Consider the following 26,379-nt stretch of genomic DNA (forward strand, 5'->3'; position numbering starts at 1 on the left):
ATCGATCGAATGCGGCGAGGGTTTTACAGCAGCAGTAGTCGGCCGCTTCCTGCTTCGTGAGGCACCGCTTTTCTGTCATGAGGTCGGCCTCTGCTTCAGCTGCAGCCGCCCGCCTACAATCTCCGCGCGGCCGCTGGCGATTAGGCGGGCGACGACGCCATCGCCGATCCGCCGCGTTCCGAACCGCCAGCCGCCGCGCGTCGCCTGCTCAAAGGGGCTGAGTTTGAGCAGGCTTATGTGCCTGTACAGATGTGCCGGAAGCGGCCGCCCCAATTCGCTCACGCAGCCACTCCGTTTTGCCGGGAATAGGCCAGCGTGCGCGCCGCGTCCGCATGCTCGAAGATCTGCGACTTGCGCCATCCCATCCGTATCAGGTCTGGCAAAGCCGCGCCTTCGTTGCGGGTGGTGATCGTGATGAAGTCGTCGGCGAGCTGGGCTATCGCTGCCGGTCCCTGAAGTCCGGCCCTGGCTCCGGGCATAGCCTGGGGGGCGATTAGGCCGGCCACACGCTCGCGCTCGGCCTGGGCGGCCTCCTGAGCCGCGGCGGCGTCCTGGCGGGCCTTACGGGCCGCGAGCAGGGCATTCAGGGTGGCCTGGCGGTTGATCCGCTTCCCAAGCATCACGGGCGCCGTACGGGGGCACCCCTTCGAGCGCACGTCGGCAAATTGCCCCTCGGCTGGCAGTCGAAAGAAGCCGTGCAGCCGCAGCTGAGCGGCGAACTCGGAGGCGGTCAGGTCAGTAGCGGGCGAAATGCAACGCGACACAGCGTGTCTCCCGTAGAGTGTTTCACGGGAAACAATAGCGTCGGAAATTTCCGACGGTCAATGCGTAAGATTGGATTTTTCCGACTTTATTGCTTTAGAGGTCCAAAATTGTCCGCTTGACCCTGCCTATGACTTCCAGGTCCCGCGTCCGGAAAAACACCGGCTTGTTGAGAGGGTTCGTTGAGAATGGCGCCAGATGGGGGTTAGAGCCCCCTTGCCACATCTTGTAAGTCGTCTCTCCCTTGATTGAAAAGACATAACAGCGCCCGTTGACCAGGGATCGCTCGGCCTTATTGACTACGATAATCGACCCCTCGGGCGAGTATCGATCCATGGAGTCGCCTTCAACAGTCAGCGCAAAGAACTCGCCGCGGCCAAGATCTGCAAAAGCTAGCAGAGGGACGTCGTCTAAAGGTATTTGGCTCGCGGGACTCCGCAGGCGTCCTGCCGTGATGCGATCCAGCAAGGGCACCATCGCAAGCTTCGGAGCACCGTGACTGCTGCGTCGGGGTGGGGGGCCTATGAGGTCGGGAATAGTCCACTGCAGGGCGGCGGCGACCAAAGGCTGCTTTCCTGCACTGAAGGACTGCTTTTTTCCCTCCAGAAAGTCCCGAATGTAATTCCGCTCAAGGCCGGGAATAGCCTTTGCTGCCTCGATGGGACTAACGCCCAACTCAGCAAGGCGCGCCTTAATCCGTTGACGAAGTTCATTCTTTTCCATTGCGGAAATATCCGACGCGCCTTGTCCAAAGGCGAATGGGATGTTTCCGACGATTGATTGTCGACGAATCGGAAATTTCCGACTAACGCTCGACGCATGGAGCAGGAGCTGAGTCGCAATTTGATTGTGGTCGCAGGGGCGTTCAGAGCCGGCCGGCCGTTGACCCTGCGCACATTGGGGCGGCTGGCTGCCGGAGACTGGCGATTCTTCGATCATCTGCTGGATGGCTCGAAGACCTTCACGGCGCGGAAGTACGACCAGGTCATGGGCTGGTTCTCCGAGAACTGGCCCGAGGGCGCGGTTTGGCCGGAGGGCGTCGCGCGTCCCGAGCGGGTGGTCTCATGAGCCCCATCCGCCGGCAACAGTCAAAGCAGCGCCCCGATCAACCGATCGGCAAAGACCGATCACCTGATCGTTGGTTTCTGCCTATCGCGCTGACATTCCGACAGAACTTCCCGAAGAAGACCGCCGAGGTTTTGGCTGACATTGCGGGTCTCCGCGACGTCCGCCCCGCCGAGCTGTGGCTCGACGGGAGCCGGGCGCCGAGCGGTGCGGCGCTCGCCCGCATGATCGCGTCAGCCCATGGCGATCTTGTCATTCGCGCGCTGACCAGCGGGTCCGGGCAGACCTGGGTCAAGCGCCATCGCCGTATCGAAAACCTGGCCGCCGCGCGCGCCGAGGTCGAGGCGGCGCAGCGTCGTCTTGCCGATGCCGAAAGGGGGATCGAGCCGTGACCGACCTTGCTGCTCGCGTCGCAGATCCCGACGACCTGCACTTCCTGGTGATGTTCGCCGCCATCCTGGTGGTCGGCGCTGGCTTGGCCGTCGCGGCCGGCGCGCAGCCTTTCCTGCACCGTGTCGACCGCGGCTTCGGCTTTCGTTGGGTGAAACGTCAATGAAGGCCGCTCGCGCCATCCTGTTTGGGCTCGACCGGCGCATGATCGTCTGCGCCGTCCGCGTCGTCATTGCCGACGATCCGCCGAAGGTCATCCTTTACGACGGCGATCCGTTTCTGCCGATGCCGGTGCCGCTCGGCTGGGACGCTGACGCCGTGCTCGCTTACGGGCAGGAGCGCCCGTATCGCGCCGACGAGGGGCTGCTCGAGGCGGCCGGCGGATCGCGAAGCGGGGGCGCCTCGTGAGCAAGGTCACCGACATCGCCGCGAAGCGCGCCGAGCAGATCGCGAAGGATCAGCTCAAGTCGATCATCGAGCGCATCGAGCGGCTGCTCGAGGAGAAGAAAGCCATCTCCGATGATGTCCGCGACGTCTATGCCGAAGCCAAAGGCAACGGCTACGACGCCCGGGCCCTCAAGGCGATCATCAAGATGCGTCAGCAGGACCCGATAGAGCGTCAGGCGTTCGAGACCATCCTCGAAACCTACATGCAAGCGCTGGGCATGCTGTGATGATGCAGGTCCCGGTCGCTATCACCGATGCGCGCGAGGTCGCTTTCGACGTCTCGGGCTTGCCAGATCTGGCCGGCACGCCATGGGCGCGGATCTGGCTGTCGTCGCGCGAGCCGATCTGGACGCTGGTCGACGTCGAAGACATGCCCTGGTTGATGCAATGGCAGTGGAACGTCTGGCATGCCGGTAGGAATCGGCACGACAGCTGGATGCTCTACGCCAAGCGCAATGTCGGGCCATCGCGCGCCACGTTGCGTATGCATCGCGAACTTTCGATCAAGGACGAGCCGAGACTGTCCGAGACGTTTCTGTGCGCGCACGTCGTCGACCACATCAATGGCCAGACGCTGGATAACCGCAAGGCGAACCGGCGGTGGTTGACGAAGTCCCACAACGCCGTCGCCCGCCGTCCTCGCGGCACCGCGCCGAAGCTTGAGGAGATCGTGCGCGAGTTGCTCGCGAACCTCCCGGCGCGGCGTCAGCTGGAGGACATCCCCTTTGACTGAGCTGGTCCGATACGAGGCCGCACGCCGCGCCCTGGCAGAAGCAGTCGCCGTCGACGAGGTCGCAGAGATCCGCAGCCAAGCGGAAGCGATGCGCCATTACGCGCGCCAAGCCGGCGACAAGACGCTCGAAATTCAGTCGGCGCAGCTGCGTTTCCGGGCGGAGCGCAAGCTCGGCGAGCTGATCGTCGCGCAGAAGGAGACCGTTGGCCTCAACACAGGCGCCCGCGGGCAACTCCGTGGCAGAGACAATTCTGGCAGTGCCAAATCGGAACAGCCTGAAGACGAGCGACCGCGTCTCGCCGACATCGGCGTCGACCGCAAACTGTCCTCTAAAGCGCAGAAGCTGGCCGCGTTGGATGCCGCGGCGTTCGAGCAGGCGCTCGAGCGGCATGCCGACGAGATGCGCTCTGGTCAGGGCCGCGTCGCAATGGACCTGCTCAAGGTCGATGCCGAGGAGCGGGGGCGTGTTCACCGGCGCGACCTCGCCGCGGCGCTGTCCTCTGCCTCCGCGGTGGCGCCGGACGGGCGGCTTTACCCGGCGCTCCTGGCCGACCCGCCCTGGCGCCGCAACGCGGGCATAGGCAACCGCGCCTATGAGAACCACTACCCGACCATGCCTTGGCCGGCGATCCTCGATTATCTCAAGCGCGCCGGCGAGGCGCTACTGCCGGATTCCTGGGCCTGGATGTGGATTCCCCGGGCCCATCTTCTCGCCAAGGTGCCGTTCAAGACCGAGGTGACGCTCGCTGATGGCGAGGTTGTGCTGGCAACGGTCGATCTCCCGCTCGCATATGCGTGCCAGCTCGCCCTCGGCATGGAGTCCTATTCGACCTGCTACGTCTGGACCAAGACAGACGAGGATCATCCCGACGAGAGTGGCACGGGCCTGCTTGTCTGGGACCAGGACGAGCTGCTGCTGCAATTCAAGCGCGGCCGCGGGCTGCCGAAGCCGGCTACCGATGAAAAGTTCGGCTCAAACCATCGGGAGCGCGCGTCCGATCATTCGCGCAAGCCGGAGCACTACCGCAACATGATCCGGGCGATGGTCGGTCGCGACAGCAGCGGCCAGCCGCTGCCGGTGCTCGAGCTGTTCGCCCGGGTCGACGCCCAGCATCCACTGCCCGAGGGTTGGGGCGCGTGGGGCAATCAGGCCGGAGTTTCGGCGCAAGCCGAATTCTCCACCCCGACCGTTGCGCGCGAAAGCTCGTCACGGGCGGGCGACGATCTCGCGGAGTTGCCCTCCGGCGAGACCGAGGCGACCGCAGCGGAAGCAACGTCGGAAGGGGCCAGCGCCGCTGCAGCCGTCACGGAGCCGCCGTACGACGCCGGCGACGTCATCGTCATCGATCAGCTCGCTGGCGCAGATTGGCTCCAGCCGGCGCAGCTTGCCGCGATGGATCTGTCAGAAGTCGAGCAACTGCGCATTCTCGCGGACTTCTGTCATCCCAAGCGCGACGCAACGCAGGCCGTGCTCGGCCCGATCTGGCAGGGCCGCGAGATGGCCTATGAGTCGGGTGGGCAATGGCAATTGCGTGAAGCCGGCAAGGCGCGGCTGCACGAGCTGATCGACACGATCGCGCCTCCGGCGCGGGTCGATCTCACCGAACCGTATCGTGCACCCCAGATCAGCTTTTTTGAACTCACGCGGCAGCTCGAGGACGCGCCGCCAGCGGAGGTCGTCGATGGCGCGCTGCAGACGCGTCTGCCGGTCGACGATGACGAGTTGGCCGAGCAGCTCGCATTGCTGGCGATCGACGCGGGCGGCGCGGTCGAGCCTCAGATGCTGCGCCACCTGGTCGGCAGGGGCTTTGCCCATTGCGGCCTCACAAAAAATTCGGTGACCGACGATGGCCGCGCCTTTTTGGCGCAGCTCGTCGGTCCCGCGTCGGTTCAACAGCAGAGGGCAGAGGCGTGAAGGGACGGGGCGATTGGATCCAAACGGCGATGGGCCGGCAGTTTTGGCCGATGGACCCACGACCCGACGAAGTTTTCATCGACGACATTGCCCACGCGCTCTCGCTGCTGTGCCGGTTCGGCGGTCACTGCCTACGATTCTACAGCGTCGCGGAGCATTGCGTGTTGCTCTCCCGCGCGGCGCCGCGGCCGCACAAGATGTGGGCGCTACTGCATGATGCGAGCGAGGCCTACCTGGTCGACGTGCCGAGGCCCTTGAAGCCGTTCCTCGATGGTTACGGCGAGGCCGAGAACAAGATCATGCGCGCGATTGCCGTGCGCTACCGGCTACACCTCGGCATGCCCGAGCAGGTGAAGCATCTCGATCGTGCCATCTTGATGGACGAGCGCCTGCAAAACATGGCCGAGGCGCCGATCGCCTGGTCAACCGACATGCGTCCGCTCGGTGTCCACTTGCAGTTCTGGTCGCCGGAACGCGCGCGGGCCGAATTTCTCGCCACGTTTGAATCGCTTGGGGGCAAAGCATGATCGACCCATCGCCGGTCGCGCAGACCATCACTATCAGCCACAACATCGCAATCACCGCAGGGTTCGCGATCGCATTCGCCGGATTTTTGCTCGGCTATGCAATCGGCTGGCGCCAGCGCAATTACCGGCCTGTCGCGCCCCAACCAGTCGCCTTCGGGCCCTGCGAGATGCCGCTTACGGCCGATGAGCTCGAGCGGCTGCGCTTGTACCGGCTGATGAACCCGACGGATATGCACCCGTGAATCACCGCTGGAGCGAAAAGGTCCGCAGCGACGATGGCCATAGCTCGCGCAGGGTGTGCGAGCGCGAGGGTTGCGACATCGTCTGTGTCTCGCGCCACGAGACCGACGAGCGCGGCTTTCCGCAGCATTGGAAAGAATGGTTTCGCGGAACGGCGTTGATCCGGCGCGGGGGCAACACGCCCGCGTGCGAGGCGATTGAGGCGTGCGCCAATGCCTGACACCAGTCTCATTGTCTCGACGATCGCGGCCGGCGGGCATGCCGGCCTCAAGCTAGCTAACGTCATCACCGCGCTGACCCGTAAAGTGGCCGACCGCGAAGTTGATGGTCTCGACAAGTACCAGGTCGTGAGTTTCGGCCGCACGGTCAACGGCGCGCGCTTTCCAGATCGATGGTGGCCACGTCTAGCCAAGGCGATCGAAACCGGCGCCTTCGATTTCATGTCGGCGCAGGCGATCGTTGACGTGATGATCGAGCACGATCGACCGTAGGCGGGGACGGTTTCACTCTAGCGTTCTGTTGCTTACAGCGTCCAGTTGACTCGAAATCTCAAAGAGCATCACGTGTCCAATCCTCGTCTGTCGATCATTCCCGCTGGGGCGGTGACTGATCGCTCGCTTGATCCGCGAGACCTGCAAACGCTGTGTCTGCTCGGCCGGCACATCGACCGCGCCGGTTGGTGCACGCGCAGCCAGGTTCGCATGGCGGCGGAGCTGGGCTGCGGCCGCGCTACGTTACAGCGATCACTTGATCGGCTCTATGAGGCCGGCTGGGTGGAGAAGCGGCGCCGTGACTTCTGGCGGCCGGAAGATTCCGCGCCATCAGCGAGCTATGCTTATCGCGTGAAGCTCGACCGCGACGATTTCGATCTCAAAAGCCTCGCGCGCGAGGTCGACGAGGATCTCGACGAGAGCCATGCAGAAAACGCGGAAGTACCGGAAAACGGGGAGGGGGTGCCCGCTGGTGGGCAGGGGTGCCCACCCATGGGCAGGGGTGCCCGTCCTAGCGCGGGCACGGGTGCCCACACATACGCGGGCACCAATAACGACCCCTTAGAACGACCCCTTAAAACGATTGAGAGAGACGCGGGCGCGCGCGCGAGAGATCGCAAGGAACGCTTCAAGGCCGATTTCCGCAAGCGATGGCCAACTGCGGCTGCCGACGATCGTAATCGAACCGACTACGCGGCCGATGCGCTCTCGCCTGAGGAGGAGAAGGCGGCGCTCGACGGTATCGGGCCGTTTCTGGACGAGCTGAAGCGGCTTGGACGCAAAGTCGTTCCGGCTGGCTGGCGTTACCTCGAGGAAAAGCGCTGGACGCTGTTGCGGCAGAGCGAAGGCTCTGCCGATGGCGGCGCTGCGACGTCAGCGGCAATCGAGGCGGGCTCAGAGGCGGGGCGAGCGATTGCGGGGCTCTACGCGGTCGCGAAAGCGCGCCTGTTCGTGCATGGCGGTAATGTGGTCTATCGCGGTCCGGTCACGCCGCAGATCCTGGCCTTCGCCGGCGTCGGCGACAAGGCGTCTTGGCGTTGGATTGCCGATCGTCAGCAAATCGCTGCTTGGCAGACATTCCTCGCAGCGCACGTGTTCGGCGTGAGATCGCCCCTGATCGAGAGAGGCGGCAAGGATGGCAACGAAGCGGGCTTCTACGCGCCCGGCCCATGGCCGCCGCGCAAGGACGGCGGCTGGTCGGAATCGGAAGCCGCTCAAATCATCATCGACGACGCATCACAGGCAGGGGAGGACCTATGACTACGGCCTACAAAATTGGGGATTTCGTCGAGTATGTCCCGCTTGTCGATGATGCTGTTGCCGTGCCGCTCGAGCCGAAGTGCTGGTATTTGCTGCTAACCTATCCCCACAAGGAGCGGAAGGTCATGCAGACGTTCCGCGAGCGAGGCGTGAGTGCTTATCTGCCGATGATCCGCAAGCGGACCGTCTATCGCGGTCGGCTTTGCGACGTCGCTGCGCCGCTGTTCGCTCAGGCGATCTTCATTCCGGATTTCCAGGCCTCGCTCGGCGGTGTCAGGGTCGACGGCGTGGATGGCTACTTCAGGATGGGTGATTGCTATCCGTACCTGAAGCCCAGCGACATGGCGAACGTGCGCGCGCTGGAAGCGATGGGATCGATCCCTGTCTCGCGGCGCAAGCGTCTCTGGAGCATTGGCCAGTTGGTTCGCATCACCAGCGGCCCATTCGCATCCTTCCAGGGCACAATCGATCGGCTTGACTCAAAAGGCCGACTCAATGTCCTTGTGGACATCTTCAAGCGCATGACCCCGGTCGAATTCGACGAAGGTCAGATCGAGCCAGCCTAGGTGTTGCGACCGCGCACTGAATGGCTCGAACGGAGCAGCTCTCTCCGGCGCATCCATCTTCGCTCTGGCAGCGAAGTGGAAGTCGAGGGGATTCAAATGGACAGGCCCGGCCGACGTGCCGGGTTTTCGCATGTCTAGAGTGTGCGGTTGTGCTCGATGGTATTGTCGTTGCGACCCTTTGCTGTTTGCTCGGGAGAGCTGGGGCCGCTTGGAGCGATGCAAGCGGCCCCAGTTGCCTTAGAACATTCTGAATTCTTGCCGAGCGAGGCGCGGGTCTGAATTCGGCTTCCGAGCCTTCGCGACTACCGCAGGTCCCGGATAGCGCTGATCGATGAATGAATAGGTGTGATCAAACATCTGCAGGGGCCACTCACCTCTCCAATCATCAATTTTGCAGCGATACGACGTTACAAACCAAAGGTCGTAGCCAGTGTCGCCCGGGTTAGGGTCGTGCCACCCCTTGCGGTAGGCCTCGTTTGTTCCGTGAATTCTCACGGTGTTCGTCCGCTGCTTCGAGAACAGCGCAGTCAGATCTACAGGCGGCTTGAAAGAGTCTGTGGAGCGCCAGACTTGAACGAGACGACCGTTGACAAATACCTCGACATTGTTGTCCGAAAACGTGTGACCGACGCCGTAGCTGACGAGCGGGTTCACAGGAACCTCGAAGACGGATTGAGCACAATCCGCCTTGGCCGACGCATTAGCCAGACATCCGGCAATCGCGAATAGTGCAGCAAGAACGCGCTTCATTTCAGTAATCCTCCTAAAAAGTATTATCCCGCGTAGCGGGTACGCTGGCTCTATCACAATGCCCGCGTGGCGACCAGTTTGGCGCAATCCCTTCCATTTTCCGCGACGGCTTCGTGGCCGGTCGCGGGTCCCTCCAGCATCGCAGCGGTCCCGCGGGTAATTCGCACCGCGGCGTTTCGCTAGCCGGAGGTGTCTGAAAGTTAGGTTGACACGGTTGACATGGTTGACAGCCGTTAGTTGACAGGCCCGCCCGTGCATCTCCAGCCCATGCAGATCGAATTTCGCGCGCTCGGCACCATCGTGCCGTTCGAGGGCAACGCGCGTCTGCACTCGGAGGCGCAGGTCGCTGAGATTGCGGCGTCGATCAAGGCGTGGGGCTTCAACAACCCGATCCTGGTCGACGCCGAGGGCGTAATCGTCGCCGGCCATGGTCGCTACGCCGCCGCGAAGTCGCTGGGCTTGGCTGAGGTGCCCGTCGTGCGGCTCGGGCACCTGTCCGAGGCCGCCCGCCGTGCCTACTGCATGGCGGACAACCGCATCGGGGAAAACTCGACCTGGGACGAACAGCTGCTCGCTCGGGAATTCGCGTTTTTGCAGCAGGCCGGCGCGGTCGACCTGGCCGTGCTCGGCTTCTCGAAAAAGGAAATTGAGCGGCTGCTCAAAGGCGCGCACGGCGGGCCACGGGGCCGCACGGAGCCCGATGCGGCGCCGGCGCCGCCGAAGGTGGCCGTGTCCCGGCTCGGCGACACCTGGCTTCTGGGCGGCCATCACCGCCTGCGCAACGGGTCCTCGACCAACCCGGATGATGTCGCTGCGCTGCTCGAGGGCGAAAAGCCCCACCTGATGGTGACCGATCCGCCCTACGGCGTGAACTATGACCCGTCCTGGCGCCAGTCGGCGGGCCTCAATGGCGCCGGCGCGGCGGCCGGGAAGGTGCTCAACGACGACATCGCCGATTGGACCGAGGCCTGGCAGCTGTTTCCCGGCCATGTGGCCTATGTCTGGCATGGTGGTCTGCACTCGGCGACCGTCCAGAGCTCGCTCGAGCGGGCTGGGCTCAAGGTCCGCGCCCAGGTCATCTGGAATAAAAAGCGGATGGCGATCGGCCGCGGCGCCTATCACTGGAAGCACGAGCCGGCGTTCTATGCCGTCAAGGACGGCGCCGATGATTGCTGGCAGAGCGAGCGGTTCGAGGACGACCACGAGGTCGCAAGCTACGCGGTGAAAGAGGGCGAGACCTCGAAATGGGTAGGTGGCCGCAAGCAGTCGACCGTCTGGGACATCGACCACGTGAAGAACGATACCGGCCACGGCACGCAAAAGCCGATCGAGTGTATGCGTCGGCCGATCGTCAACAATTCGCGGGTTGGCGACGCGATCTATGAGCCGTTCGACGGCTCGGGCTCGACCATCATCGCCGCGCATGTCGCCGGCCGCCGCGCCTTCGCGATGGAGTTGAACCCGGCCTATATCGACGTTGCCGTGCGGCGCTGGCAGGAGTTCACCGGCGGCATCGCCATCCTCGACGGCGACGGCCACAGCTTCGCGGAAGTCGCGCGCGCCCGCGGCGTCGAGCTGGTCGAGGCCGAACAATCTGTGAAGGCGGCGGCGCGCAAAAAGAAGCCCGCGGCTGCGGCGTGACGTGACCCATGACCGGAATGTCGCAAACTGAATATGCCGCCCATCGCGGCGTGTCCCGGCAGGCCATCTCCAAGCTGGTCAAGGCCGGCAAGATCCCGGAATCGGCGATCGTCGACGGCAAGATCGACCCGGCCGCCGCTGACTTCGCGCTCGGCGAAACCCGCGAGCGCATCCTGGTCGCGGATGCGGAGGAGGGTGATGATTTCGGCGGTGCCGATCCGACGTTCGGCAGCGCCGCCGGAACGCGGGCCGCGGCGTCGGGCGACTCGAACGTCGCGCGACTGACGCGGGCCAAGACCGCGACCGAGATCTACCGGGCGCGCACGGCCGAGCTGGAATACGACCAGCGGGTCGGCAAGCTGTTGTCGACCGAGGACGTTACCCGCTCGATGGAAAAGTGCGCGGCCGTGATTGTCCGCGAGCTGGAAGGCCTGCCGAATTTCGCCGACGAGATCGCCGCGGCCATCGCCAAGGATGGCCTGCCTGGCGCCCGGCAGGCGCTGAAGAATATCGCGCGCAACGTCCGCCTGGCGCTCGAGCAGAACATGCGCGTTGTGGCGGCTGAAGACGACGAGACGACCGGAAAGGAGGGGGTGACGTCATGAAAACAATTCCGCGCGCTCTCCCGATCATCGCGGGCATCTTTGCGGCCGTGCTCTCGCCGCCGGCGCCGATCTCGCCGTCGGCCTGGGCCAACCAGCATTTCTATCTGCCGGATGGCGAGCGCAAGAGCCAGCTAATCGACCTCTCGCGCACGCCGCACCTGATCGAGCCGCTCGACGCGCTCGGCCCGGATGCGCCCGACAACGAGATCGCGGTGATGAAGTCCGCGCAATCGGCCTTCACCACGCTGTTGCAGATCGCTGCGTGTCATTCGATCGACCGCGACCCGTGCGACATGATGATCGTGCAGCCGACCGACTCGGCGCTCGGTGATTTCAACTCGCAAAAGCTCGGCCGCGCGCTCGAGCTGTCGCCGATCATGCGGAAAAAGGTCTTTCCGCAGACAGCGCGCGCCGGCAATGCGTCGAAAACGTACGAGAAGAAGTTCTCGCCGGATTGCTCGCTGTTCCTGTCGCTGGCGTCGTCGACCGCGGATCTGCGCTCCAAGACCATCAAGAAGGCGCTCTGCGACGAAATCGACGAGTATCCCGCCGATTTGAACGACCAGGGCGACCCACTCGACATGATCCGGGCGCGCCAGATCTCGTTCCTGCGCTCTGGCACCTGGAAGCGGGCCTATTTCTCGACGCCGACCATCAAGGGCGCGTCGTCGATCGAGTCCAAGTTCGAGGCCGGAGACCAGCGCCGCTGGACGATGGTCTGCCCGCATTGCGGCGATGAGAACCTGCGTTTCGAATGGTCCGAAAAGGCGCCGCGCTTCGAATTCGACAAGGAGCCGCCCTACAGCGCGCGCTACATTCCGGCGTGCTGCGGCACCGTGATCGAGGGCTGGCAGAAGTTCGCCATTTATGGGACCGGCCGCTGGGTGCCGACCGCGCCCGGCGCCGGCAAGTTCAAATCTTACCACTTCGACGCGCTGTCCTCGCCCTTCGTGCCCTGGGATGAGATCGCGAAGGAGTACCTGCAGGCCGGCGACAATCCGACCAAGCTCAAGACGTTCTGGAATTTGACGCTCGGCTTGCCGTTCGAGCTGAAGGGCGACGCGCCCGACTATGAGCGGCTGCTCGCCCGCCGCGAGGACTACACCGCCGGCGTGGTGCCGGCGCGCGGCTTGCTCCTGGTCGCCGGCGCCGACGTGCAGCATTCCGGCATCTGGGTCGAGGCTGTGGCGTTCGCCGACAATGGCGAGTCCTGGTCGGTGCACCACGAATTCTTCGAAGGCGAGACAACTGATCACAAGGCCGGCGCCTTCGCCAAGCTCGCCACGTTCTACGAGCGGCAGTTTCCCGATGCTTTTGGCGGGCACCGCATCCTCGATTGCATGGCGATCGACGCTGGCGACGGCGGCCGCTCCAACCAGGTCTATGCGTTCTGCCGGTCGCGGCCGCGCGCTTACGCCACAAAGGGTGTGGCGGGCTGGTCGGCGCCGGCGATCGGCACGCCAGTGCCAGTCGATGTCAAGCTCTCGGGCAAGAAGATCAAGAAGGGCGCGACGCTCTGGCCAGTTGGCACGTGGGCGCTGAAGGCGACGTTCTACACCAACCTCCAGAAGGACGGTCGTAAGGCCGGCGCCGAGGTTGATCCGGACGGCTACTGCCACCACCACCAGGGCTGCGACGAGCGCTACTTCAAGCAGCAGACCGCCGAGTACCTCAAGACCACCACGGTCCGCGGCCGCACGGTGAAGGTCTGGCAGGAAACCGGGCCGAACCATCTGCTCGATTGCCGGATCTACGCAATGGCCATGGCCGAATATCTCGGTCTGTCGCGCCTGTCGCCGCAGCAATGGGCGGTGCTGGCGCGCGAGCGCGGCGTGCCTCCGATTGTTTCCGAGCCTGACCTGTTCTCGCCGGAGCCGATCAAGATCGCAGCAAAGCCCGCGCTTGTCGGCCGCCCGAAAAAGTCGGTTCGCGGCCGCCGCGTTCTGTCCAGCGGCATAGGTTAACGAGGAGCAACCTGATGGCAGGCATCACGCTCGCGCAGGCGCAGGCGCAGCTGGCGACTTGGCTGGCGGCATCTGAAGCCGTCGCCGGGTCGCAGAGCTATGAGATCGAAACCGGCAACGGCCGCCGCAAGCTCGAGCGCGCCGACGCGGCCGAGATCCGGCAGCAGATCGAATTTTGGGATGCGCGGGTGAAGGCTTTGACGCCGGCGGCGTCGGGCGGTCGCCGGCGCACGCGCTATGTGGTGCCCTTCGGATGAGCGATTTTCGGCGGAGTTTCATTGATCGCGTCGTGTCGGCGTTCTCGCCGGCGGCGGGCCTTGCGCGCATGCACGCACGGGCGCGGCTCGATGCCTCATTCGGGGGCGGCGGCCGCTTCGGATACAACGGCGGGCGCCGAGACCGGCGCTCGCTGAAGGCCTGGTTTCCGGGTCAGGGCAGCGCGGACACGGATTCGCTGCTCGATCTGCCTCAGCTCCGCGGGCGCTCGCGCGACCTCGGTCGCAATGCGCCGCTGGCTGCCGGTGCCGTGTCGACCACCGCGATCGGTGTCGTCGGCGACGGCCTCCAGCTTGAGGCCTCGATCGACAGCAAGGCTCTGGGCCTCACGCCGGAGCAAGCCGACGCCTTCGAGGCAGAGCAGGAGCGCGAGTGGGGCGTCTTCTGCGCGACAGCCGACTTCACGCGCGTGCAATGCATGGACGAGATGCAGCAGCTGTCGCTGCGCTCGGCGCTGGAGTCTGGTGACGTCTTCGCCGTGCGCCGCTACCGGAAGGACCCGGGCGACGTCTACGGCACCAAGGTGCAACTGCTCGAGGCGGATCGCGTCTCCAATCCGAAGTGGGCGCAAGACAGCGACCGGGTGTCCGGCGGAGTCGAGTTCAACGCCGACGGCGTTCCCGTGGCCTATCATGTCTCGGACAAGCACCCGGGCGCGCGCCGCATCGCCGGCATGAAGTGGGAACGCGTGCCGGCGTGGAGCGAGGGCGGCGTCAGGACGGTATTGCACGTCTATGAACGTTTGCGGCCGGAGCAGTCGCGCGGCATTCCCTATCTCGCCGTCGTGGTGGAGCACCTGCAGCAGCTCTCGACCTACAGCACTGCCGAGGTCGATGCCGCGGTCGTCACGTCCTTCATCACCGGCGTGATCCAGGCGCCGGCCGATGATGACGCCAGCGACCCCATCGTCGGCGAAAAGGATGCCGGGCTTGCCGACAATGAGGTCAAGCTCGGCGCCGGCGCGATCATCTCGACGGGGCCTGGCGAGACCTTCACGTCGTTCAATCCGCAGCGCCCGAACGCCAATTACGACGCGTTCGTGAAGGCGTTCTGCCGCGAGGTCGGCGTGGCGCTCGAGTTGCCCGTCGAATTGCTGCTCAAGAGCTTCACGTCCTCCTATTCGGCGTCGCGCGCCGCGCTGGAGATGGCCTGGCAAGCGTTCCGCCGGCGCCGGTCGTGGTTCGCGGGTCGCTTCTGCCAGCCGCTTTATGAGTGGATGATGGAGGAGGCGGTCGCCTCCGGCCGCCTCAATCGTCCCGGCTTTTTCAGCGACCCCGTCATCCGCGCTGCCTGGTGCGGCGCGCAGTGGATCGGTCCGCAACGCCAGAGCCTCAGTCCCTATCAGGAGGCGCAAGCGGACGCGCTCGACATCGCGACAGGGGTCAAGAGCCGCGAGCAGGTGTGCATGGAGCGCACCGGCGGCGATTTCGACAAAAAGAACGAGCAGCTCGGGAAAGAGCAGGCCGCGCGGAAGGCCGCCGGCCTCGGCGCGCCCGCGCCAACGGCGCCAGCAGGGTCGGCTGACCGGGTGGATGAAGATCCGGACGAGACTGACGACACGTCCGACGATGAAACCGAGCCCCAGCGGAGCAACGCGCCATGACGCTTTTGATGCCTCACATCGCCAGCCGCGTGTTCGGCGCGGAGCTGATGGTAGATCCCGGCAAGCTGCAGGCTTTCCTGATCGGGTTTGGCGCACGCATCGTCGACGGCGGGGTGTCGCTGCCAGGCATCTCCGCCGTCAATCACGTGGCGTTTGAGAACGGCCGCCCGTCCGATGCAATGGGGAAGGTGGGCGATCCCATCGGCCGCGTGTTCGAGGGCAAGGGGCGCGGCGCCGAACTGGTGCAGACCATCGACGGCGTCGGCATCATCGGCATCGAAGGCACGCTTGTGCACAAGGGCAAGTTCATCGGCCAGTCGTCGGGCGAAACTTCCTATGAGGGGCTGCAAGCGCAAATCGCGCGCGCGACCCGCGATCCAAAGATCAAAGCCGTCGTGTTTGAAGTCGATAGCTTCGGCGGCGAGGTCAATGGTGCGTTTGAAACCGCATCCATGATTTCGCAATTGTCGGCCCAGAAGCCGACGCTGGCGATCCTGACCGACTTCGCGCTCTCGGCAGGATATTTGATGGCGTCCGCCGCGCGCCAGATCGTGATGCCGGAGACTGGCGCCGCCGGCTCGATTGGCGTCGTCACTATGCATGCGGATCTCTCGCGGAAGCTGGAGCAGGACGGCATCAAGGTCACCCTGATCTCGTCCGGCAAGCACAAGACCGACGGCAATCCGACCGCGCCGCTCGACGACGCCGTGCGCGCGGACATGCAGGCGCGTGTCGATCGCCGGCGCGATCAGTTTGCGGCCGTGGTTGGCGCTGCGCGTGGTTCGCGGCTTCCTGCCGCGAAGGCGATGGAGACCGAGGCGCAGGTCTATCACGGCGAGGATGCCGTAAGGGCAGGCCTCATCGACGGGATCATCGATCCGCAATTCGCCTTCACCGAATTCGTGAAGAGCGTTCACTAGGCCAATCGGCCATCACAAGGAGAAGACCATGAGTGGTTCTGGACTGGCGGCCGTGCATCTCGCAGCCGCCGCGACGACGACTGCCCTGCGGGCTCCGCCTGTACCGCCGCTGCTGCCGGCGCAGAGCGCGACCACTGCCGCCGCTGCACCCGCCACCTCGGTTGCGGATCTCGCCGCGGCCTATCCCGATCTCTGCACGCAGCTGCGCGTCGAGGGCGCCACCGCCGAGCGCACCCGCATCCTCGCAATCGAGGCGGCGGCGCTGCCTGGTCATGAGGCCCTGGTCGCAGAGATGAAGGCCGATCCGGCCGTGACTGCCGATATGGCCGCCGGCCGCCTGCTCGGCGCCGAGAAGCAGCTTCGCGCAGGCCAGATGCAGGCGATCAAGGACGTTGAGGGCGCCACTGGCAAGGTTGCCGCGGCGCCCGCGAGCACCGCGACGGCGCAGACCGAGGCGCCTCGGCAAGAGACTGCGCAGCAGCTCGCTATGCGTGCGCGTGCGTACCAGGACGAGCAGGCCAAGCTCGGCGTGAAGTTGTCGGTCGCGCAGGCTGTCGCGCACGTCGAAAAAAACGGCTGACGCGGGGTCGCGTCGGCTTCCCGAAACTGCATTCCAACCTCTCAGGAGCAACCCCATGGCCAATATCGGCCTCACGAAGTCCTACACCGCCGAGGGTGCGATCTCGGCAAACACCATCGTCAAGGTCGGCGCCAACGATTACGGCATCCTGCAGGGCGCCGCCGCCACCGACAAGCTGATCGGTATCAGCACCGAGATTCCTGCGATCTCGGGCGAGCGGGCGGATGTGGTGCACGAAGGCATCGCCGATCTCAAGCTCGGCGGCACCGTCGCGCGCGGCGACCTGCTCACTTCCGACGCGACCGGGCAGGGCGTGACCGCGGCGCCGGCCGCTGGCAGCAACGTTCGCATCATCGGGATGGCGCTGATCTCCGGCGTTGTCGGCGACATCATCCCGGTCAAGGTCGCGCCCGGCTCGCTGCAGGGCTGATCGCCGGCCCTTCACGTTTCGTCGTTTTCGTCCTCTCACCTCTCCAAAGGAGAACAGGTTAAATGTCTCAGGCTCCCTTCGTCATCCAGCAGCGCCTCATGGCGATCACGCTGGCCTATCGCAACCAGGCGTTCATCTCCGACCTGGTGCTGCCGCGCGTCCCGGTCGACTCCTCGGCATTCAAGTGGTCGAAGTATGCGATCGCGGACGGCTTCACCATTCCGGACACGCGCGTGGGCCGCAAGTCGGCGCCGAACGAGATCGATTGGTCGGCGACCGAGCAGACCGACTCCACGATCGACTATGGTCTCGACGACCGTATCCCGCAGGCTGATATCGCCAACGCGCAGGCTGCCCAGGCCATTCAAGGCGTGATGCCGATCGACCCGGAGGCGCGGTCGACCGAGCTGCTGACTGACCTGGTCGCGCTGGACCGTGAGAACCGCGTCGCCTCGACGCTGTTCGCGCTCGGCACCTATCCGGCTGCGCAGCGCGCGACGCTGGCTGGCACCACCCAGTGGTCCGACTACACCAACTCGGACCCGGTGCAGGCCATCATCGCCGCGCTCGATGCCTGCGTCATCCGGCCCAACGTTGCCGTGTTCGGGCAGGCGACCTGGTCGAAGCTGCGCACGCACCCGAAGGTGACGGCCGCGATCTATCCGAACGGCGGCAATGCAACCGGCGGCGGCACGCCCGTCGCGCGCCAGGCGGTCGCTGACCTGTTCGAACTCGAGGAGGTCCTGGTCGGCTCGTCCTGGTACAACTCTGCCAAGCCCGGCCAGGCCGCGTCCCTGACCCGCCTGTGGGGCAAGCATGCCTCCTTCATCTACCGCGCGCCGCAGGTGGTCTCGCCGACCGGCACGGTGACGTTCGGCTTCACCGCGCAGTGGGGCGAGCGCATCGCCGGCACCATCGGCCAGGACGCGAGCGTTGGCCTGCGCGGCGGCTCCCGCGTTCGCGTCGGCGAGTCCGTCAAGGAAGTCATCGCGGCCAATGACGCCGCCTACTTCTTCCAGAACGCGGTCGCCTAAGCGGCATCTTGAACGCGGCCGGCTCGCCCTTGCGGCGGGCCGGTGATTTCAACCCATAAATTCAGGAGAGCAGACGTGGCGAAGCGTCCGAAACTTGGCGACATGGTCGCGACCGGCAACATCCAGCACGGCGAAATAGTCGAAGGTAAGAACGTCTCCAGGACGTTCGAGCCCGGTGACCTCGTGGATCTCAGCGGCGACGTTCTGGACGGCCTGGTCGCATGCGGCGCGGTCCGGGAGCTGCGAGCCGACATCCCGGGTGGCCCGGCCGAAGGCGCCGAGTAAGCGCGCCGTGCCGATCGAGTCCGCTGCCGACCGTGCGGTATTCGTCAGCGCCGCTGATTTTGGCGCGCTGGCGACCTATGCGCCCGCGGCCGGCGGCGGTTCGACGGCGGTCGCCGGCATCTTCGATCGGCCAACGATCGACGCTGCGCTCAATGAGGCAGCCTCGCTTGATGCGAGGCCGACCTTTCTCTGCCAGCAGGCCGATCTGCCTGGCGCCGCCGATAGCGATGCCGGCGATCAGCTGACCGTCGCCGGCGTCGGTGCGTTCGAGGTGCTCTCAATCGAGCCGGATGGCCAGGGCATGGTGCTGTTGCGGCTGGGGGCGCTGGTCTGATGGCGGTCGGCGTGCACTACCGCGTCGAGGTCGACGATCTCAGGCGCGCGCTCCGCAATCTCTCGGAGCGCGATGCGCCCTTCGTCACGGCCTATGCGTTGACGCAGACGGCCAAGGACATCAAGGCGGCCGAGATCGAGACCATGCAAAGCGTGTTCGACCGGCCGACGCGCTTCACGCTCAATGCGCTCTACGTCAAGCCTGCGACCAAGCAGGACCTGGTCGCCGAGGTCTACTTCAAGGATGGTTTTGGGTCGGTGCCGGCCTGGCGGTATCTGGGGCCGCAGGTTGAGGGCGGCGCGCGCGTTCACAAAGCATTCGAGCGGCGGCTGATCCGGGCCGGGCTGATGCAGGCGGACGAATTTGCAGTGCCCGGGAGCGGCGTCAAGCTCGACTCCTTCGGCAATATCTCCGGTTCGACCATCGAACGGATTCTGTCGCAGCTCGGCGCGGCAGAGCAAAAGGCCGGCTATCAGGCCAACCAGACCAAAAAGTCGCGCGCGCGGGCAAAGAAAAAGGGCATCGGCCGTTACTTCGTGCTGCGGCCGGGCGGTCCGGGCAATGCCGACCGCAAAGTCGCGCCCGGGATCTATTACCGCGCCGATCTGCAGGCGATGGTGCCGGTGATCATGTTCGTGCGGGCGCCGCGCTATCAGAAGCGCTTTCCGTTCTACGAGCGCGCGGCCGCCGTGTTCGATCAGAAGCTCGTCGCCAACGCGCGCCTTGGCTTCGAGAAATTCGTGCTCTCCAAGCTGGCGAAGGCCGCCTGATGGCTGATCATGTTCGCAGGCAGATCCGCAATGCGGTCGTCCAGGCTTTGACCGGCCTGCCAACCACGGCCGCACGCGTCTATGTCGGCCGCACGCGACCGCTCGGACCCGCTCACGAGCCCACGCTGCTGGTCTATACCCGCTCCGAGACCGCCGTGCGCGGGGCAGGCGGTCGTCCACCGAAGCTCGACCGCGTCGTCATCCTCGATGTCGATGGGCGTGTGTCTCTGCCGGACGCTCCGGATGACGTGCTCGATCAAATTGCCGTCGAGGTTGAGGCGGCCATGTGGGGGCTCGCCGATCAGCTCGGCACGTTTCTTAACGGTCTTGCGAGGGACATCAAGCTTGTCTCGACCGAGGTGATCGCCGAGGCCGCCGGCGAGCGGCACATCGGCGGTGTGCGGCTGGAGTATGCCGTGGCCTATCGCACGTCCGAAGGCGCGCCGGCCTCATCTGTCTAGTCGTTCTCTTTCTCAAAACTGACACTGTCAAAAGGAGACTTGCAATGGTCGATCTTGTGATTACCGCATCTGCCGTGCTCGCCAATACCGGCGCGCGCACCGAGCAGGGCGCTGCCGGCGAAGCTATCACCGCCGGTCAGCTGGTCTATCGTGACGCGACCTCTGGCCAGTACTTCAAATCCGATTCCAATGCGCCAACGGCGGCGGCCCGTGTGGTGCGCGGCGTGGCGCTCAACGGCGCGGCGGCCGGGCAGCCGCTTCAGATCGCCCGGCCTGGCAGCGACATCACCATGAACGCGGTGTTCGCCGCGGGCGTGACCTACTATCTGTCGGATACGCCGGGCGGCATCTGCCCGCTGGCAGACGTCGGCACTGGCGAATATTTCACGCCGATCGGCGTCGCCAAGTCGACCACGGTGCTTGCGTTCAACCCGACCATGTCGGGTGTCCCTGGCTAACAATCTAGTCGCTGTCAGCTCCACTTTGCCGCGCCCGTCCGGGCGCGGCTCTTGAAGGCATCAATAGGAGATTTGCCGCATGTCTACCGATGCAACGCTTGGCTGGAGCACACTATTCCAGTCCGGCAACGGCGCTACGCCGGAAGTGTTCGCGACCTTTGCCGAGGTGACCGGCATCACGCCGCCGTCGCTCTCGCGCGATACGGTCGACGCCACGCATGAGCTGTCGCCGGAGGCCTGGCGCGAGTTCATCGCGGGTCTCAAGGACGGCGGCGAGGTGTCGTTCGACATGAATTTCGTCCCTGATAGCGTCGAGGCGGCAAGCCTAATGGCCGAGCTGGATGCGCAGGGCCGCTCCGCGGTGAAGAACCGCAAGATCATCTTCCCGGATGGTTCTTACTTCACGTTTGCCGCGATCCTGACCGGCTACGAGCCCGACTCGCCGCTCGACGACAAGATGGCGGCCGCGGTCACCTTCAAGGTGACCGGCAAGCCGATCCTGGTCCAAGTCTAGCGGGAGCGTCGGTCATGGGAGGCAATCCACTAAAGGGCGAGGTGTCATTCGTCGGATCGGATGGCGAAAGCCGCAAGCTCTCGTTTTCTGCCGAGGCGCTGTTCCGTCTCGAGGAGCAGCTCGGCAAGAAGATGGGCGCGATCGAGGCGGACATGCGAGATCCCGAGAAGTTCGGGCTCGGCGTGATCCGCACCATGTTCTGGGCCGGGCTGCTCGATTTGTATCCGGACCTCGAGCTGAAGGACGTTGGTCGGCACTTCTCCAGAGTCGATCCGGTTGAGGCTTGCAGCCTGGTCGTGCGCGCCTTCAATGGCGCGTTCGGCACCTTGACCGAGGCGGCGCCGGCGATCCCTCCGGAGCCGGGTCAGACCCAGTAGATTGGGACTGGCTCGGCCTTCTCGAGCAGTGGATCTCGCTCGGCCTCGATGACGATGCGTTCTGGCGCAAGACCCCGCGCCAGATCGTCGTGGTCATGTCGGGCCACCAGCGGCGGCTGATCCGCGAACATAACGAGCGTGCCTGGTCGGTGTGGACCGCCGAGGCGCTGCGCCGAAGCAAGAAGCCGCCGGCGCTACGGCGGCTGCAGGCCCGCATGCCGCGAGAACAGCGCAAGCGGCAGAGCTGGCAGGACATGAAGGCCGTCGCAAAGCTGCTCACGCAGGCGTTGGGTGGGCAGGTCGTGGCGAAGCAGGATGCTTCCTAGATGTCGGTGATCGGACAACTCCGCGTTATTCTCGGCGGCGATACCTCGGGCCTCGACAAGAGCCTGGCGGAGTCGCAGAGCAAGCTGGCCGGCTTTGGCAGCAAGCTTGCGCTCGGCTTCGCGGCCGCGGCAGCGGCGGCCACCGCGGCCGCGGTCGCGGTCACGTCGCAAGTGCATTCCGCGATCGAGGCGGCCGACCAGCTCAACAAGATGTCGCAGTCGACCGGGCTGTCGACCGAGGAGCTATCCAAGCTTAAATATGCTGCGGATCTCTCCGACGTCTCGACCGAGGCGCTCGGCAAGTCCATGGGCAAGCTGTCCAAGGCGATGGTGGCAGCGGCGACCGAGGGCGCCAGCCCGGCGGCAAACGCGTTCAATGCCATGGGCGTGTCCGTCAGGAACAACGACGGCACGCTGCGTGACTCGTCGGAGGTGTTGAAAGACGTCGCCGATAAATTCGCGTTCTACAAGGATGGTGCGGAAAAGACGAACCTCGCCATCCAACTGTTCGGCAAGTCGGGCGCTGCACTGATCCCGCTGCTCAACCAGGGCAGGGATGGCCTCGAGCAAGCCGGCGACGAGGCGGCGAAGTTCGGCCTGGTGCTCGACAAAAAGACCACCATGGCCGCGGAGGCGTTCAACGACAATTTGAAGCGGATGGACTCCATCAAGCAGGGCATCGTGATGACGGTGACTGCGAAGATGCTGCCTTCGTTCGAGCAGCTGTCGGAGGTGATGTTAGAGACGCGCAAGAATACAGAGCTCTGGAATTCGGTCGGCGATGCGCTCTCCAACACCATGAAGGCGCTGGTAACGGTTGGCGTGACGCTGATCACGACGTGGCAGCAGATCTTCGCGACCGCCTCCAACCTGAAGGCCGCATTCGGTCTGCTCGCATCTGGCGAGGTCTCGGCGGCCTTCGACAAGATGAAGGCGGGAGCCGCCCAGACCGGCGAAGCCTTCTCGGGTTTGAAGCAGACGGTGTCGACGCTCTGGTCGGACATTCCCGTGTTCTCCTGGGAAAGCCAGACGCTCGGCGTCAAGCAGCTCAACCGCGAAGTGATGGAGTACGGCAAGACGTGGGCGCTCACGGCCGCGCCTATCGTCAGTGCGGCCGATACCTCAACCAATGCCGTGGAGAAGTTCCTGGCCGCGCAGGCCAAGGCGACCGCCGGGCATCTGGCCGAGGCGGGCGCGATCGGAAAGACCATCGGCGAGCAGGAAAAGCTCAAGATCGTCATGCAGGCCGACGCGATTGCGAAGTCGCAGAACGTTATCGTCACGGAGGCCTTGCGCGCCAAGATCGAGGCGGCCGGCGACGCTGCCGCCATGGCGGCGATGAAGGTGGCGGGCGCACAGGCGACGGTGATGGCGCTAAATCCCACGCAGCAATTCGAGACGCAGATGACGCAGCTTAACCAGCTGTACCAGGCCGGCGTCATCACTCTCGAGACTTACAGCGAGCGGCAGAAGCAGGTTGCAGAGGCGGCGCAGACGACATGGGGGCAGGCCGGCGCCTCGATCGCTGGCAGCTTCGCTACGATCGCCGGCGCATTCGGCAAGGAAAGCGCCGGCATGGCCAAGGCGGCGCAGGTGTTCGGCGCCATCCAGGCGACCATTTCGATGTTTACGGGCGCCGCAAAGGCGCTCGAGCTGCCGTTCCCGGCGAACCTCGCCGCCATGGCCGCGGTGCTGGCACAGGGTGCGCGCCTGGTCGCCAGCATCAAGAGCCAGAGCGTACCGACCGGCTTCAAGACCGGCGGTTCGTTTACGGTCGGCGGCAGCGGCGGGCTGGACTCGCAGTTCGTGCCGATCATGGCCTCGCCCGGCGAGCAGGTCGATATCTGGCGGCCGGACGAGGGCGGCGCCGATCGCCGTCGCGGCGGCGGCTCGCCGACGCCGGTGACCCTGGTAATGGGCGCCGGCGCCACGCGCGAATGGCTTCGTGAAACCATCGACGGGCTGAACGGCATGCTTGCTGATGGCTACGTCCTCAATGTGAAGTCGGCCTGATGTCCCTTGTCATCTCGCAAAACTTCGTTCTGACCGATGCCACGCCGGAGTTTCCGGTCACGCTCGACCATCCCGTGATCGGATGGCACAACGTCGTGACGCCGAGCGGTGTGATTGCGAACAGTGCCGACCCGGCTTTTCCGGCCGCAAACCTCGCCAATCCGGCAACTCACTTAGACTGGCGCGCGGACGCGAGCGGTCTGCAGTACGTGAACGTGACGACCGGCTATATCGACAAGCTCGATTATGTCGGCATCGCCGGACACAATTTCGGCAGTGAGCAGATTCCGTTCAGCATCCTGGACTCTCTCGGCAACACGTTGGTCGAGGAGGTGCTGCTTCGTGATGACAGTCCCGTGATGTTCCGCTTTAGGGCGCAATCGCTCGCGGGACTGACGTTGGTGCTCAATGCGATCAACGGTCAATTGCCGCGGGCAGCCGTTCTCTACGTTGGCAAGCTGCTGGTGCTCGAGCGGAAGATCTATGTGGGTCATACGCCGTTGACGCAGGCGCGCCGCCACAACGTCCAGAACGGCCGCAGCGAAAGCGGCAAGTTTTTGGGGCGCATCGTGCTGGGGGCCTGGCGCGAGACGGTCATTCCGCTCTCGCTGCTGTCGCCGGCCTGGTATCGCGACCATGGTGGGGATGAATTCCTCGCGGTGGCGGCCGAGACGCCTTTCTTCTTCGGCTGGCGGCCGGAAAGCTATCCATATGAGATCGGCTATTGCTGGACAATCGAGGACCCGATGCCGGTGCCGACAGGGCCATCGAACCGCATCGCGTTCGATCTCAAGGTGGGCGGGATAGTCTGATGACGCAATCCTTGACCTTTATCGAGATCGACATTCCGTTCTGCTCGCTCACTTATGGTGTCGCACCGTGCACGGCATCGATCCCGACGACGGGCAATGCAAAGTGCTTCAACTCGATCAAGACGTGCCAGGACCGCGCGCACTTCACTGAATCTGAGGTGGCGTTGCGCTTTGCCAAGCCGGCCGATTACCTGCCGCGCGAGATCGATTGCATTCCCTCGATCCTGTCCGTCGAGTTCACGCCGGCGACGGTCTCGCTCGGCAGGAATCTCGGACAGCGTGCGTCGCTGACGATCACGTTTCGCGACCATCCGCACTCCGACACGGGGCACGGTTACGACAAGTACCGGGCCGAGCGCGCCTATGATCCCTATTCGCAGGGAACTTATTGGGGCAAGTTCCGCGCTCGCCAGCCGTTCTTGCGCGGCCGCAGCCTGCGTTGGATCAGCGGCGTCGTCGGGCAAAATCTTGCCGAGATGGAGACGCGCTATTTCTTCGTCGACAGCTTCGACGGTCCGACGCCGGACGGCCAGTACACGATCATCGCAAAGGACATGCTGAAGTTTGCCGATGGCGATCGGGCGCAGGCGCCTGCGCTGTCGAACGGTTTCCTGGCGGCCGACATCACGGCCACCGCGACCTCGATCGCAATACTTCCATCCGGAATCGGCAATGCCGAATATCCGCTCGGTGGAAGCGACTATCTCTGCATCGGCGGCAACGAGATCGTGCAGTTCACGTCGCGGGCCGGCAATTCGCTGACAGTGGTTCGGGGGCAGCTCGGCACCACGGCGACGACGCACAAGGCCCAGGATCGAGTCCAGCGGGTGCTCCGGTATTCGGGGATGGATGTCGCCAACATCGCTTATGACCTCTTGGTGAACTACGCCGGCGTGCCGGCGAGCTATATCAACCTGGCGGAGTGGCAATCGGAAACCGCCGCCTATCTCGGCACGGTCTATACTGCGAATGTTTGCGAGCCGACTTCCGTCGCCACGCTGCTGTCGGAATTGGCCGAGCAGGCGGGGCTCGCCATCTGGGACGACAATTTGGCGCAGAAACTCCGGCTGAAGGTTCTGCACGGCGTTCTCACCGATGCGAACACCTTCACGCCGGACAATACGCTTGAGAAGTCGTTGACGCTTAAAGAACAGCCCGATCAGAGGCTGTCGCGCGTGCAGGTCTATTTCGGCCAGAAGGATCCGACCAAGCCGCTTTCGAACCTCGACAATTACCGATCCACCTCTCTCACAATCGACGCGAATGCGGAGGCGGATTATGGGTCGCCTGCGATCAGGGTCATCTATTCGCGGTGGATTCCTGAAGCCGGCAGGACCGTTGCCGATCGGCTCGGCAAGATCCTCATCGGCCGCTTTCGGGACCCACCGCGCCGCGTGACCTTCGCGACCGCGCGTTACGCCATGACCGATGTCGAGCTAGGCCAGGGCTACCGCGTCGAATCCCTTTGCGTGCAGGATGCAACGGGGGCTCAGAGCGACATCCCGATCCAGACGACGCGCGTGAACCCAGGGCCGGATAGGTTCACGGTCGAGGCAGAGGAGATGCTGTGGAGCGCGCCTGACCAGGACCTTTCGAACCGGCAGATCGTCTTCGATGCCAGCACCTTCAACGTCAATCTGAGGGGCGCGCACGATTCGATCTATCCTGCGCCGCAGGCTGGAGACGTCGTCACTGCCACGATCAATGCGGGCGTCATCATCGGATCGACGTCGACGGCACTGCCGGCCTTCAATGTCGGTTCTTGGCCGGTTGGCGTTACGATCAATATCGTCCTGAACGGCTCGGTGCAGGGTATGGGCGGCACTGGCG

At 64.7% G+C, this 26,379-nt stretch carries 35 protein-coding genes; 32 read left to right on the top strand and 3 right to left on the bottom strand.

Translation table 11 applies throughout. The features are described 5' to 3' along the window. Positions 1–278 precede the first annotated feature (278 nt). A complete protein-coding gene (locus CV770_RS18400) occupies positions 279–764 on the bottom strand; it encodes a phospholipase (RefSeq protein WP_245453780.1) in 486 nt (161 codons plus the stop codon). Between the two features lie 94 nt (positions 765–858). After that, a complete protein-coding gene (locus CV770_RS18405) occupies positions 859–1,485 on the bottom strand; it encodes a S24 family peptidase (RefSeq protein ID WP_104463294.1) in 627 nt (208 codons plus the stop codon). A gap of 96 nt (positions 1,486–1,581) precedes the next feature. Here CV770_RS18405 and CV770_RS42155 point away from each other — a divergent pair, with 96 nt between their 5' ends. The 12 genes from CV770_RS42155 to nusG all read left to right on the top strand — a co-directional run bounded on the left by CV770_RS42155 (position 1,582) and on the right by nusG (position 8,396). After that, complete coding sequence (locus CV770_RS42155; RefSeq protein ID WP_104463295.1) at positions 1,582–1,830, top strand: hypothetical protein; 249 nt, start codon at positions 1,582–1,584, stop codon at positions 1,828–1,830. Further along, positions 1,827–2,219 (top strand): hypothetical protein, encoded by a 393-nt coding sequence (locus CV770_RS18415; RefSeq protein ID WP_146101304.1) that lies wholly within the window; start codon positions 1,827–1,829, stop codon positions 2,217–2,219. The genes CV770_RS42155 and CV770_RS18415 overlap by 4 nt, the downstream gene beginning before the upstream one ends. After that, positions 2,216–2,383: a hypothetical protein gene (locus tag CV770_RS42650; protein ID WP_201759913.1), complete on the top strand. Its 168-nt coding sequence runs from the start codon at positions 2,216–2,218 to the stop codon at positions 2,381–2,383. Before CV770_RS18415 ends, CV770_RS42650 begins: the two co-directional genes overlap by 4 nt. Continuing rightward, entirely contained in the window at positions 2,380–2,625 is a 246-nt protein-coding gene (locus CV770_RS18420) for a hypothetical protein (RefSeq protein ID WP_104463297.1), read from the top strand. The genes CV770_RS42650 and CV770_RS18420 overlap by 4 nt, the downstream gene beginning before the upstream one ends. Beyond that, complete coding sequence (locus tag CV770_RS18425; RefSeq protein ID WP_104463298.1) at positions 2,622–2,891, top strand: DUF2312 domain-containing protein; 270 nt, start codon at positions 2,622–2,624, stop codon at positions 2,889–2,891. Before CV770_RS18420 ends, CV770_RS18425 begins: the two co-directional genes overlap by 4 nt. A 2-nt stretch (positions 2,892–2,893) precedes the next feature. Continuing rightward, a complete protein-coding gene (locus CV770_RS18430; protein WP_245453781.1) occupies positions 2,894–3,397 on the top strand; it encodes an HNH endonuclease in 504 nt (167 codons plus the stop codon). Continuing rightward, positions 3,390–5,312: a methyltransferase-A70 family protein gene (locus CV770_RS18435; RefSeq protein WP_104463300.1), complete on the top strand. Its 1,923-nt coding sequence runs from the start codon at positions 3,390–3,392 to the stop codon at positions 5,310–5,312. The genes CV770_RS18430 and CV770_RS18435 overlap by 8 nt, the downstream gene beginning before the upstream one ends. Before the next feature lie 50 nt (positions 5,313–5,362). Continuing rightward, on the top strand, positions 5,363–5,839 hold the full coding sequence (locus tag CV770_RS18440; protein WP_245453782.1) for a phosphohydrolase: 477 nt from the start codon (positions 5,363–5,365) through the stop codon (positions 5,837–5,839). Then, positions 5,836–6,081: a hypothetical protein gene (locus tag CV770_RS18445; protein WP_104463302.1), complete on the top strand. Its 246-nt coding sequence runs from the start codon at positions 5,836–5,838 to the stop codon at positions 6,079–6,081. The genes CV770_RS18440 and CV770_RS18445 overlap by 4 nt, the downstream gene beginning before the upstream one ends. A 210-nt stretch (positions 6,082–6,291) precedes the next feature. Further along, the gene (locus CV770_RS18455; protein WP_104463304.1) at positions 6,292–6,570 is read left to right on the top strand and encodes an ABC transporter substrate-binding protein; all 279 of its coding nucleotides are present in this window, start codon (positions 6,292–6,294) and stop codon (positions 6,568–6,570) included. Between the two features lie 72 nt (positions 6,571–6,642). Next, positions 6,643–7,830, top strand: a complete 1,188-nt coding sequence (locus CV770_RS18460; RefSeq protein ID WP_146101305.1) for a helix-turn-helix domain-containing protein — start codon at positions 6,643–6,645, stop codon at positions 7,828–7,830. Further along, positions 7,827–8,396, top strand: coding sequence for a transcription termination/antitermination protein NusG (gene nusG / locus CV770_RS18465; protein WP_283811335.1), 570 nt, complete (start codon positions 7,827–7,829; stop codon positions 8,394–8,396). Before CV770_RS18460 ends, nusG begins: the two co-directional genes overlap by 4 nt. 237 nt (positions 8,397–8,633) lie before the next feature. On the opposite strand, the gene CV770_RS18470 is transcribed toward nusG, so the two are convergent. Next, complete coding sequence (locus tag CV770_RS18470) at positions 8,634–9,146, bottom strand: hypothetical protein (RefSeq protein ID WP_146101306.1); 513 nt, start codon at positions 9,144–9,146, stop codon at positions 8,634–8,636. 267 nt (positions 9,147–9,413) lie between these two features. Here CV770_RS18470 and CV770_RS18475 point away from each other — a divergent pair, with 267 nt between their 5' ends. The 20 genes from CV770_RS18475 to CV770_RS18570 form a co-directional block, all read left to right on the top strand. Beyond that, positions 9,414–10,787 (top strand): site-specific DNA-methyltransferase, encoded by a 1,374-nt coding sequence (locus tag CV770_RS18475; protein WP_104463308.1) that lies wholly within the window; start codon positions 9,414–9,416, stop codon positions 10,785–10,787. A gap of 50 nt (positions 10,788–10,837) precedes the next feature. Further along, positions 10,838–11,392: a hypothetical protein gene (locus CV770_RS18480; protein ID WP_146101307.1), complete on the top strand. Its 555-nt coding sequence runs from the start codon at positions 10,838–10,840 to the stop codon at positions 11,390–11,392. Next, entirely contained in the window at positions 11,389–13,356 is a 1,968-nt protein-coding gene (locus CV770_RS18485) for a phage terminase large subunit family protein (protein WP_104463310.1), read from the top strand. Before CV770_RS18480 ends, CV770_RS18485 begins: the two co-directional genes overlap by 4 nt. 14 nt (positions 13,357–13,370) lie before the next feature. Then, entirely contained in the window at positions 13,371–13,613 is a 243-nt protein-coding gene (locus CV770_RS18490; RefSeq protein WP_104463311.1) for a DUF6148 family protein, read from the top strand. Further along, positions 13,610–15,235 (top strand): phage portal protein, encoded by a 1,626-nt coding sequence (locus CV770_RS18495; RefSeq protein ID WP_104463312.1) that lies wholly within the window; start codon positions 13,610–13,612, stop codon positions 15,233–15,235. The genes CV770_RS18490 and CV770_RS18495 overlap by 4 nt, the downstream gene beginning before the upstream one ends. Further along, positions 15,232–16,155 (top strand): S49 family peptidase, encoded by a 924-nt coding sequence (locus tag CV770_RS18500; protein WP_104463313.1) that lies wholly within the window; start codon positions 15,232–15,234, stop codon positions 16,153–16,155. The genes CV770_RS18495 and CV770_RS18500 overlap by 4 nt, the downstream gene beginning before the upstream one ends. A gap of 28 nt (positions 16,156–16,183) precedes the next feature. Next, positions 16,184–16,735: a hypothetical protein gene (locus CV770_RS18505; RefSeq protein WP_104463314.1), complete on the top strand. Its 552-nt coding sequence runs from the start codon at positions 16,184–16,186 to the stop codon at positions 16,733–16,735. A gap of 55 nt (positions 16,736–16,790) precedes the next feature. Beyond that, complete coding sequence (locus CV770_RS18510) at positions 16,791–17,165, top strand: capsid cement protein (protein WP_104463315.1); 375 nt, start codon at positions 16,791–16,793, stop codon at positions 17,163–17,165. 62 nt (positions 17,166–17,227) lie between these two features. Next, positions 17,228–18,199: a major capsid protein gene (locus tag CV770_RS18515; protein WP_104463316.1), complete on the top strand. Its 972-nt coding sequence runs from the start codon at positions 17,228–17,230 to the stop codon at positions 18,197–18,199. 75 nt (positions 18,200–18,274) lie between these two features. Next, the gene (locus CV770_RS18520; RefSeq protein ID WP_104463317.1) at positions 18,275–18,484 is read left to right on the top strand and encodes a hypothetical protein; all 210 of its coding nucleotides are present in this window, start codon (positions 18,275–18,277) and stop codon (positions 18,482–18,484) included. 7 nt (positions 18,485–18,491) lie between these two features. Continuing rightward, complete coding sequence (locus tag CV770_RS18525) at positions 18,492–18,818, top strand: head-tail joining protein (RefSeq protein WP_146101308.1); 327 nt, start codon at positions 18,492–18,494, stop codon at positions 18,816–18,818. Beyond that, positions 18,818–19,588 carry a hypothetical protein gene (locus CV770_RS18530; RefSeq protein ID WP_104463319.1) on the top strand — a complete coding sequence of 257 codons (771 nt, stop codon included), beginning with the start codon at positions 18,818–18,820 and terminating at the stop codon, positions 19,586–19,588. Before CV770_RS18525 ends, CV770_RS18530 begins: the two co-directional genes overlap by 1 nt. Then, the gene (locus tag CV770_RS18535; protein WP_104463320.1) at positions 19,588–20,049 is read left to right on the top strand and encodes a hypothetical protein; all 462 of its coding nucleotides are present in this window, start codon (positions 19,588–19,590) and stop codon (positions 20,047–20,049) included. Before CV770_RS18530 ends, CV770_RS18535 begins: the two co-directional genes overlap by 1 nt. Before the next feature lie 44 nt (positions 20,050–20,093). Further along, entirely contained in the window at positions 20,094–20,507 is a 414-nt protein-coding gene (locus CV770_RS18540; RefSeq protein ID WP_104463321.1) for a hypothetical protein, read from the top strand. A 79-nt stretch (positions 20,508–20,586) separates the two neighbouring features. Beyond that, positions 20,587–21,021 (top strand): phage tail tube protein, encoded by a 435-nt coding sequence (locus CV770_RS18545; RefSeq protein ID WP_104463322.1) that lies wholly within the window; start codon positions 20,587–20,589, stop codon positions 21,019–21,021. Positions 21,022–21,035: 14 nt separating this feature from the next. Then, a complete protein-coding gene (locus CV770_RS18550; RefSeq protein ID WP_104463323.1) occupies positions 21,036–21,398 on the top strand; it encodes a hypothetical protein in 363 nt (120 codons plus the stop codon). 95 nt (positions 21,399–21,493) lie between these two features. Continuing rightward, positions 21,494–21,724 carry a hypothetical protein gene (locus tag CV770_RS18555; protein ID WP_104463324.1) on the top strand — a complete coding sequence of 77 codons (231 nt, stop codon included), beginning with the start codon at positions 21,494–21,496 and terminating at the stop codon, positions 21,722–21,724. After that, entirely contained in the window at positions 21,725–23,737 is a 2,013-nt protein-coding gene (locus tag CV770_RS18560) for a hypothetical protein (RefSeq protein WP_104463325.1), read from the top strand. Further along, positions 23,737–24,549, top strand: a complete 813-nt coding sequence (locus CV770_RS18565) for a hypothetical protein (protein ID WP_104463326.1) — start codon at positions 23,737–23,739, stop codon at positions 24,547–24,549. The genes CV770_RS18560 and CV770_RS18565 overlap by 1 nt, the downstream gene beginning before the upstream one ends. Continuing rightward, on the top strand, positions 24,549–26,379 hold a 1,831-nt coding region (locus tag CV770_RS18570; protein ID WP_104463327.1), incomplete at its 3' end, for a hypothetical protein. The genes CV770_RS18565 and CV770_RS18570, both read left to right, overlap by 1 nt.

Source organism: Bradyrhizobium sp. AC87j1 (assembly GCF_002936975.1).
Lineage (GTDB): Bacteria > Pseudomonadota > Alphaproteobacteria > Rhizobiales > Xanthobacteraceae > Bradyrhizobium > Bradyrhizobium shewense.

What these genes read in the sequence shown, in the direction of transcription:
- CV770_RS18405 (WP_104463294.1), bottom strand. Translation starts at nt 1,485, where the DNA reads ATGGAAAAGAATGAACTTCGTCAACGGATTAAGGCGCGCCTTGCTGAG.
- CV770_RS42155 (WP_104463295.1), top strand. Translation starts at nt 1,582, where the DNA reads ATGGAGCAGGAGCTGAGTCGCAATTTGATTGTGGTCGCAGGGGCGTTC.
- CV770_RS18415 (WP_146101304.1), top strand. Translation starts at nt 1,827, where the DNA reads ATGAGCCCCATCCGCCGGCAACAGTCAAAGCAGCGCCCCGATCAACCG.
- CV770_RS18420 (WP_104463297.1), top strand. Translation starts at nt 2,380, where the DNA reads ATGAAGGCCGCTCGCGCCATCCTGTTTGGGCTCGACCGGCGCATGATC.
- CV770_RS18430 (WP_245453781.1), top strand. Translation starts at nt 2,894, where the DNA reads ATGCAGGTCCCGGTCGCTATCACCGATGCGCGCGAGGTCGCTTTCGAC.
- CV770_RS18440 (WP_245453782.1), top strand. Translation starts at nt 5,363, where the DNA reads ATGGACCCACGACCCGACGAAGTTTTCATCGACGACATTGCCCACGCG.
- CV770_RS18445 (WP_104463302.1), top strand. Translation starts at nt 5,836, where the DNA reads ATGATCGACCCATCGCCGGTCGCGCAGACCATCACTATCAGCCACAAC.
- CV770_RS18455 (WP_104463304.1), top strand. Translation starts at nt 6,292, where the DNA reads ATGCCTGACACCAGTCTCATTGTCTCGACGATCGCGGCCGGCGGGCAT.
- nusG (WP_283811335.1), top strand. Translation starts at nt 7,827, where the DNA reads ATGACTACGGCCTACAAAATTGGGGATTTCGTCGAGTATGTCCCGCTT.
- CV770_RS18470 (WP_146101306.1), bottom strand. Translation starts at nt 9,146, where the DNA reads ATGAAGCGCGTTCTTGCTGCACTATTCGCGATTGCCGGATGTCTGGCT.
- CV770_RS18475 (WP_104463308.1), top strand. Translation starts at nt 9,414, where the DNA reads ATGCAGATCGAATTTCGCGCGCTCGGCACCATCGTGCCGTTCGAGGGC.
- CV770_RS18485 (WP_104463310.1), top strand. Translation starts at nt 11,389, where the DNA reads ATGAAAACAATTCCGCGCGCTCTCCCGATCATCGCGGGCATCTTTGCG.
- CV770_RS18490 (WP_104463311.1), top strand. Translation starts at nt 13,371, where the DNA reads ATGGCAGGCATCACGCTCGCGCAGGCGCAGGCGCAGCTGGCGACTTGG.
- CV770_RS18495 (WP_104463312.1), top strand. Translation starts at nt 13,610, where the DNA reads ATGAGCGATTTTCGGCGGAGTTTCATTGATCGCGTCGTGTCGGCGTTC.
- CV770_RS18500 (WP_104463313.1), top strand. Translation starts at nt 15,232, where the DNA reads ATGACGCTTTTGATGCCTCACATCGCCAGCCGCGTGTTCGGCGCGGAG.
- CV770_RS18505 (WP_104463314.1), top strand. Translation starts at nt 16,184, where the DNA reads ATGAGTGGTTCTGGACTGGCGGCCGTGCATCTCGCAGCCGCCGCGACG.
- CV770_RS18510 (WP_104463315.1), top strand. Translation starts at nt 16,791, where the DNA reads ATGGCCAATATCGGCCTCACGAAGTCCTACACCGCCGAGGGTGCGATC.
- CV770_RS18515 (WP_104463316.1), top strand. Translation starts at nt 17,228, where the DNA reads ATGTCTCAGGCTCCCTTCGTCATCCAGCAGCGCCTCATGGCGATCACG.
- CV770_RS18530 (WP_104463319.1), top strand. Translation starts at nt 18,818, where the DNA reads ATGGCGGTCGGCGTGCACTACCGCGTCGAGGTCGACGATCTCAGGCGC.
- CV770_RS18535 (WP_104463320.1), top strand. Translation starts at nt 19,588, where the DNA reads ATGGCTGATCATGTTCGCAGGCAGATCCGCAATGCGGTCGTCCAGGCT.
- CV770_RS18540 (WP_104463321.1), top strand. Translation starts at nt 20,094, where the DNA reads ATGGTCGATCTTGTGATTACCGCATCTGCCGTGCTCGCCAATACCGGC.
- CV770_RS18545 (WP_104463322.1), top strand. Translation starts at nt 20,587, where the DNA reads ATGTCTACCGATGCAACGCTTGGCTGGAGCACACTATTCCAGTCCGGC.
- CV770_RS18550 (WP_104463323.1), top strand. Translation starts at nt 21,036, where the DNA reads ATGGGAGGCAATCCACTAAAGGGCGAGGTGTCATTCGTCGGATCGGAT.
- CV770_RS18555 (WP_104463324.1), top strand. Translation starts at nt 21,494, where the DNA reads ATGTCGGGCCACCAGCGGCGGCTGATCCGCGAACATAACGAGCGTGCC.
- CV770_RS18560 (WP_104463325.1), top strand. Translation starts at nt 21,725, where the DNA reads ATGTCGGTGATCGGACAACTCCGCGTTATTCTCGGCGGCGATACCTCG.
- CV770_RS18565 (WP_104463326.1), top strand. Translation starts at nt 23,737, where the DNA reads ATGTCCCTTGTCATCTCGCAAAACTTCGTTCTGACCGATGCCACGCCG.